Here is a 6,235-nt window from a genome sequence, read left to right as displayed (position 1 = left end):
TGAGACTGATCCCTTTGGCCACACCGACCCAGGTGGGTAAATGGGCTGCACGCCATATCGTTAATCGCATCAATGCCTTTAAACCCAGCGCAGACCGTCCCTTTGTGCTGGGACTGCCAACCGGCGGTACGCCGCTGGAAGCCTACAAGCACCTGATCGAGATGCATAAAGCGGGCCAGGTTAGTTTCAAACACGTGATCACCTTCAATATGGATGAGTATGTCGGTCTGCCGAAAGAGCATCCGGAAAGCTATCACAGCTTTATGTACCGTAACTTTTTCGATCACGTTGATATTCAACCAGAAAATATCAATCTTCTGAATGGCAATGCCGAAGATATTGACGCAGAATGTCGCCAATACGAAGAGAAGATCCGCGCACTGGGTAAAATCCACCTGTTTATGGGCGGCGTCGGCAACGATGGCCACATTGCGTTCAACGAGCCGGCTTCTTCGCTCTCTTCCCGCACCCGCATTAAAACCCTGACGCACGACACCCGTGTGGCGAACTCGCGTTTCTTCGACGGCGATGTTGATCAGGTGCCTAAATATGCCCTGACCGTGGGCGTCGGCACGCTGCTGGATGCGGAAGAAGTGATGATTCTGGTGACCGGCCACGTCAAAGCCCAGGCGCTGCAGGCGGCGGTAGAAGGTAACGTCAACCACATGTGGACCATCAGCTGCCTGCAGCTGCACCCGAAAGCGGTGGTGGTGTGTGATGAGCCAGCCACCATGGAACTGAAAGTGAAAACCGTGAAATATTTCCGCGAAATGGAAGCGGAAAATATGAAGGGTGTGTGAAAACACGTTGTCATAACCTGCAGCGCAGGCTGCAGGCTTAGCCGGGAGAGAAAAACGATGTACGCATTAGTAAACGGCCGGATTTTTACTGGCCACGAAATTCTGGACAATCATGCCGTGGTGATTGCCAATGGCCTGATTGAACGCGTGTGCCCACGTGATGCGCTTGATGCGAACATCGCGCTGCAGGATGTGGCTGGTGCATACATCGCTCCCGGATTTATTGATTTGCAACTCAACGGCTGTGGTGGTGTGCAGTTCAACGATGACATCGATGCCCTGAGCGTGGAAACGCTGGAAATCATGCAGCGCGCCAACGAAAAATCGGGCTGCACCAGTTATCTGCCAACACTGATCACCAGCACCAACGAATTAATGAAGCGCGCCGTTGAAACCATGCGCGCCTATTTAGCCAAGCATCAAAATCAAGCACTGGGTCTGCATCTGGAAGGGCCGTGGCTGAACAAAGCTAAGAAAGGGACGCATAACCCAGAGTTGATTCGTCTGCCTGATGCGGAAATGGTCGACTTCCTGTGTGCTAACGCGGATGTGGTCACCAAAGTGACGCTGGCGCCAGAGAATGCGGGCGACACTGTGATCCGTCAACTACGCGATGCGGGCATTATTGTGTCAGCGGGCCACTCCAACGCCACCTATGAAGAAGCCAAAGCCGGCTTTAGCGCGGGCGTGAGTTTTGCCACCCATCTTTATAATGCGATGCCGACCTTCGCAGGCCGTGAACCCGGTCTGATCGGTGCGCTGTTTGATTCACCTGATGTATACTGCGGCATCATTGCAGATGGTTTACATGTCCATTACGCTAACGTGCGCAATGCAAAACGCATCAAAGGCGACAAACTGGTGTTAGTGACGGATGCCACAGCACCGGCAGGCGCATCGATTGATAAATTCATTTTTGCAGGCAAAACAATATACTATCGCGACGGCCTTTGCGTTGACGAAAACGGTACCCTGAGCGGCTCGGCATTGACCATGATTGAGGCAGTGCAGAACAGTGTGGAGCATTGCGGTATCGCTCTGGATGAAGCGTTGCGGATGGCAACCCTGTATCCAGCACAGGCAATGGGCGTGGCAAAACAGTTAGGCTCAGTGACAGCAGGAAAAGTCGCTAACCTGACCGTCTTTACCCGCGATTATCAAATCACTAAGACGTTAGTCAATGGAGACGACGTCCTCAGCGAGTAAGTACTGAATGACCACTGGCGGCCAGACTCAAATAGGAAATGTCGATCTTGTCAAACAACTCAATAGTGCAGCCGTTTACCGGCTAATTGATCAACAAGGGCCGATATCGCGTATACAGATTGCCGATCTCAGCCAGCTTGCGCCCGCCAGCGTCACCAAAATTACCCGTCAGCTTATCGAACGCGGCCTCATCAAAGAGGTGGAGCAACAGGCCTCCACCGGTGGGCGCCGCGCCATCTCCATCATCACCGAAACCCGCCATTTTCATACCATCGGCGTGCGCCTGGGGCGCAACGATGCCACGCTGACGCTGTTCGATCTCAGCGGAAAATCGCTGGCGCAGGAAGATTATCCGCTGCCGGAGCGCACCCAGGAGACGCTGGAGAACGCGCTGTTCAACGCCATCAGTGCCTTTATGAGCACGCACCAGCGTAAAATTCATGAGCTGATCGCTATCGCGGTGATCCTGCCGGGGCTGGTCGACCCGATTAACGGCATCATTCGCTACATGCCGCATATCGCCGTCAGCCACTGGCCGCTGGTGGCGAGCCTGAAAAAACGCTTTAACGTCACCAGTTTTGTCGGGCACGATATCCGCAGCCTGGCGCTGGCTGAGCACTATTTCGGTGCAAGTCGCGACTGTGCGGACTCCATTCTGGTGCGTTTACACCGCGGAACCGGTGCCGGCATCATCGCTAACGGCCACATTTTTCTCGGCAGCAATGGCAACGTGGGTGAGATTGGCCATATTCAGGTCGATCCGCTCGGCGAACGCTGCCACTGTGGCAACTTTGGCTGCCTCGAAACCATCGCCGCCAACGGCGCGATTGAGAACCGCGTGCGCCACCTGCTCAATCAGGGTTATCCCAGCAGCCTGACGCTGGATGATTGCCAGATGCCACAAATCTGCCGCGCCGCCAATCAGGGCGACGCGCTGGCCTGCGAAGTGATCGAGTACGTTGGCCGCTATCTCGGCAAAGCGATCGCTATCGCCATTAACCTGTTTAACCCGCAAAAAGTGGTGCTGGCCGGCGAAATTACCGATGCCGACAAAGTGCTGTTCCCGGCGATTGAGGGCTGCATTAACACCCAGGCGTTAAACGCGTTTCGCAAAAATCTGCCCGTGGTGCGGTCTGAACTGGACCATCGCTCGGCAATTGGCGCTTTCGCGCTGGCAAAACGCGCTATGCTGAATGGCATTCTGCTGCAGCACCTGCTGGAAGAATAATAGAAAGCCTGCCGGCTGGCAGGCCCGACCGGAAGCCACCTATGACCATCAAAAGTGTAATCTGTGACATCGACGGCGTGTTGATGCACGACAATACCGCCGTGAAAGGCGCAAACGAATTCCTGCAGCGCATTCTGGAAAAAGAGATGCCGCTGGTGGTACTGACCAACTATCCATCACAAACTGCGCAGGATCTGGCCAACCGCTTTGCCAACGCCGGCGTCGACATCCCGGATTCGGTGTTTTACACCTCCGCCATGGCCACCGCGGATTTCCTGCGTCGTCAGGAGGGCAAAAAAGCCTACGTGATTGGTGAAGGCGCGCTGATTCATGAATTGTATAAGGCCGGTTTTACCATCACTGACGTCAACCCGGATTTCGTCATCGTCGGCGAGACGCGATCGTTTAACTGGGAAATGATGCATAAAGCCGCCTTCTTTGTGGCTAACGGTGCGCGTTTTATCGCGACCAATCCTGATACCCACGCACGCGGCTTTGTGCCGGCCTGTGGCGCGCTCTGTGCCGGTATCGAAACCATTTCCGGCCGCAAACCGTTTTATGTCGGTAAGCCCAGCCCTTACATCATGCGCGCCGCACTGAATAAAATGCATGCGCATTCAGAAGAGACGGTGATTGTGGGCGATAACCTGCGCACCGATATTCTGGCTGGCTTCCAGGCCGGTCTGGAAACCATTCTGGTGCTGTCCGGCGTCTCTACGCTGAGCGATATCGACGCCATGCCGTTCCGTCCGGACTGGATCTACCCTTCCGTGGCTGATATCGACCTGTTCTGATTCGCGTCATGCTGTCTGCTTATGGCCCTGCTCGCCGTTACGGTGTGCAGGGCTTTTTTATGTGTCTGGCATAGCGCTGTGATTCAGCCGCTGACGCGGCCTCATCGGTTGCGCACAAAACCATCACTTCTGACAATTCATTAGACACCATCTAATTTAATAGTTAAATTTTTGAATAAAATTCAACATTACTTCACACCAACAATCTTTTTATCAGTATTTGGTGATTTCGCTTGCGTTACCACTATCAATTAGCGCATTTTCTTATACATCACGCAGCGCAGTCTGCCGGACAAACAAGTCAATAACATCGCCACAGGGTGAGATCAGGAGTCAGTTATGTGTTCGATTTTTGGTGTGCTGGATCTGAAGACCGATCCTGTTGAACTGCGCAAGAAAGCGCTGGAATGTTCCCGTCTGATGCGTCACCGCGGCCCGGACTGGTCAGGCGTCTTCGCTGATGAGAAAGCCATTCTGGTGCACGAGCGCCTGTCCATCGTTGACGTGAACAACGGCGCCCAGCCGCTGTACAACGCGGATCACACCCACGTACTGGCTGTTAACGGCGAAATTTATAACCACCAGGCGCTGCGCGCGGAACTGAGCGATCGCTACGCGTTCCAGACGGGTTCAGACTGCGAAGTCATCCTCGCGCTGTATCAGGAAAAAGGCCTCGACTTCCTCGACGACCTGCAGGGCATGTTCGCCTTCATTCTGTGGGACAGCGTCAAACAGCAGTATCTGATTGGCCGCGATCACATCGGTATTATTCCGCTCTATATGGGCAACGATGAGCACGGCAACCTGTATGTTGCTTCTGAAATGAAAGCGCTGGTGCCGGTGTGCCGCAGCATCAAAGAATTCCCGCCGGGAAGCTACCTCTCCAGCACCGATGGCGAAATCCGTCGTTACTGGCAGCGTGACTGGATGGATTTTGCCGCCGTGGCGCAAAACACCACCGATGCCGCTGGCCTGAAGCACGCGCTGGAAGAGTCAGTGAAGAGTCACCTGATGTCAGACGTACCGTACGGCGTGCTGCTGTCCGGCGGACTCGACTCTTCCATCATCTCTGCGGTGACCAAGCGCTTTGCCGCCAAACGAGTGGAAGATCAGGACAAGAGCGATGCATGGTGGCCGCAGCTGCACTCGTTTGCCGTCGGTCTGGAAGGATCGCCGGATCTGAAAGCGGCGCAGGCGGTGGCCGATCACCTCGGTACCGTGCACCATGAAATTCACTTCACCGTGCAGGAAGGTCTGGATGCGATCCGCGATGTGATTTACCACATCGAAACCTACGATGTGACCACCATTCGTGCGTCGACGCCAATGTATCTGATGTCGCGTAAAATCAAAGCGATGGGCATCAAAATGGTGCTTTCCGGTGAAGGTGCGGATGAAGTGTTTGGTGGTTACCTCTACTTCCATAAAGCACCGAACGCTCAGGAGTTCCACGAAGAAAACGTGCGTAAGCTGCTGGCACTGCACATGTTTGACTGCGCGCGCGCTAACAAAGCGATGTCGGCGTGGGGCGTGGAAGCACGCGTGCCGTTCCTTGATAAGAAATTCCTTGATGTCGCGATGCGTATCAACCCGGAAGACAAAATGTGCGGCAGCAACGGCAAAATGGAAAAACACATTCTGCGTGAGTGTTTCTCCTCTTACCTGCCGGAGAGCGTGGCGTGGCGTCAGAAAGAGCAGTTCTCTGATGGCGTAGGCTACAGCTGGATTGACACGCTGAAAGAAGTGGCGGCGAAGCAGATTAGCGAGCAGCAGCTGGCGACCGCACATTTCCGCTTCCCGCACAACACGCCAACCTCGAAAGAAGCGTATCTGTATCGCGAAATCTTTGAGGAGCTGTTCCCACTGCCAAGCGCAGCAGAGTGCGTTCCGGGCGGTCCATCCGTGGCCTGTTCGTCAGCGAAAGCCATTGAGTGGGATGAAGCGTTTAAATCGATGGACGATCCGTCTGGCCGTGCGGTAGGCGTGCATCAGTCAGCGTACAAATAAGCATTTTCTTTATGCGTATAAGGGGCCCATTGTGGCCCCTTTTTCTTGCATCTGACGCGGATACGATCGAAAATTGCCGAATAAATCATCAGCCTGGTTACAAGCCAGACAAACAGGCGCGTTAAGGCAAAAAACGGCAAAAAATTTGTTGACGCTACAAAGCTCAATACGCATAATGCGCCCCGCAACGCCGATGAAGG

General features: G+C 54.3%; 6 protein-coding genes. 5 read left to right on the top strand and 1 reads right to left on the bottom strand.

The annotated features are described in order from the left end of the window. The 5 genes from nagB to asnB form a co-directional block, all read left to right on the top strand. On the top strand, window positions 1–800 hold an 800-nt coding region (gene nagB, locus QMM04_RS20135), incomplete at its 5' end, for a glucosamine-6-phosphate deaminase (RefSeq protein ID WP_282996857.1). A 57-nt stretch (window positions 801–857) separates the two neighbouring features. Then, window positions 858–2,006: an N-acetylglucosamine-6-phosphate deacetylase gene (gene nagA / locus QMM04_RS20130; RefSeq protein ID WP_282996856.1), complete on the top strand. Its 1,149-nt coding sequence runs from the start codon at window positions 858–860 to the stop codon at window positions 2,004–2,006. A 7-nt stretch (window positions 2,007–2,013) separates the two neighbouring features. Then, the gene (locus tag QMM04_RS20125; protein ID WP_282996855.1) at window positions 2,014–3,234 is read left to right on the top strand and encodes an N-acetylglucosamine repressor; all 1,221 of its coding nucleotides are present in this window, start codon (window positions 2,014–2,016) and stop codon (window positions 3,232–3,234) included. A gap of 41 nt (window positions 3,235–3,275) precedes the next feature. Next, complete coding sequence (locus QMM04_RS20120; RefSeq protein WP_021508565.1) at window positions 3,276–4,028, top strand: HAD-IIA family hydrolase; 753 nt, start codon at window positions 3,276–3,278, stop codon at window positions 4,026–4,028. Between the two features lie 339 nt (window positions 4,029–4,367). After that, window positions 4,368–6,035 carry an asparagine synthase B gene (asnB, locus tag QMM04_RS20115; RefSeq protein ID WP_021508566.1) on the top strand — a complete coding sequence of 556 codons (1,668 nt, stop codon included), beginning with the start codon at window positions 4,368–4,370 and terminating at the stop codon, window positions 6,033–6,035. Here the strand turns inward: asnB and QMM04_RS20110 are convergent. Continuing rightward, window positions 6,017–6,235: hypothetical protein (locus tag QMM04_RS20110; RefSeq protein WP_282996854.1), on the bottom strand; the 219-nt coding region annotated here is incomplete at its 5' end. The two genes, asnB and QMM04_RS20110, sit on opposite strands and share 19 nt — an antisense overlap.

Origin of the sequence: Pantoea sp. Pa-EAmG (genome assembly GCF_030024295.1) — a bacterium.
Lineage (GTDB): Bacteria > Pseudomonadota > Gammaproteobacteria > Enterobacterales > Enterobacteriaceae > Pantoea > Pantoea dispersa.
The sequence above is the reverse complement of the archived record's forward strand: the minus strand, read 5'-3'. Positions and strand labels throughout refer to the sequence as shown.